Source organism: Alcanivorax sp. HI0083, assembly GCF_001635175.1.
The window spans coordinates 1-923 of sequence record NZ_LWFX01000337.1 but is presented as its reverse complement, the minus strand read 5'-3'; the positions used below and the strand labels follow the sequence as shown (position 1 = coordinate 923).

Annotated in this window: 1 protein-coding gene and 1 pseudogene; both read right to left on the bottom strand. The window is 58.6% G+C overall.

Going from position 1 to position 923, the window contains the following annotated elements; all coding sequences use genetic code 11:
- Positions 1-324: aldo/keto reductase (locus tag A3754_RS03575; protein WP_197468425.1), on the bottom strand; the 324-nt coding region annotated here is incomplete at its 3' end.
- Positions 325-563: 239 nt separating this feature from the next.
- A pseudogene (locus A3754_RS03570) lies at positions 564-923 on the bottom strand (FAD-binding oxidoreductase); the annotation flags it as partial.

Genomic DNA, 923 nt, shown 5'->3' with positions numbered 1-923 from the left:
AACGTGTTCCGGGGAGAAATCGAAATGGCTTTCACCACTGTCGTTATCAAACTCTTCGCCCACCTTGGTGACGATCACCCAATCCTGGCGCTGACTTATCAGCTGGCCGAGACGAGCTTCGCTGTGGCCGTAGGCCGGAGCGGTGTCGATCAGGTTGATGCCCAAGTCCCGGGCCTGGGCCAGCAGCTCGGTTACCGCGTGATCATCAGGGATGGTGAAACCATTGGGGTATTTCACCCCCTTGTCGCGGCCGATTTTCACCGTGCCCAGGCCGAGTGCGCTGACGGTTAATCCTGTGTTGCCCAAGGGGCGCATAAAAGACATGACGGTCCTCTGTATTGACGGTAGGAGGGGCGGGTTGCGGGGTAAAAGCAGTTGAAAGTTCAAAGCTTAAAGTTGAAAAGCGCGGGATAGACCGGGTGCCGGTTTTAATGTTGTCGCCGCGCCCCATGGCTGGTGGTCGCGGAGCGCCAGTGTTAAAAACCGGAACAGCCCTGCCTCGCGTTTAAACTTTGAACTTTCAACTCAGCCTCACACGTCTCCAGTAACCCCCTCGGGCAATGTTAAAAACAGGTATGCCAGTACGGCACGCCCATGGGCGCCTGTTTTAGTTCTGCCGGTACCGTTAACGGTTCGCCCGGCTGCAGGCCGCTTTCTTCAATCAGTGCCATGACCCGGTCGCCCAGATCCGGGGCCAGGGTGAGTTTGGTGGGCCAGGCGATGATCAGGTTTTGGTCCCGGCGGGCGTAGGCGTTATCCGGTTTTACCAGTGCCTGCTGTCTGGGTTCGGCGCGGGTTACATCCAGGGTGGCGAATTCGGCGTTGCTGAAATCCAGCCAGGGGAACAGATGCTTGAGTTCGTCCCGGCCGGCAGTCAGTTGTTCCTGTTCGCTGCGCTCCACGCCCCGTTCCGCCAGATCGCC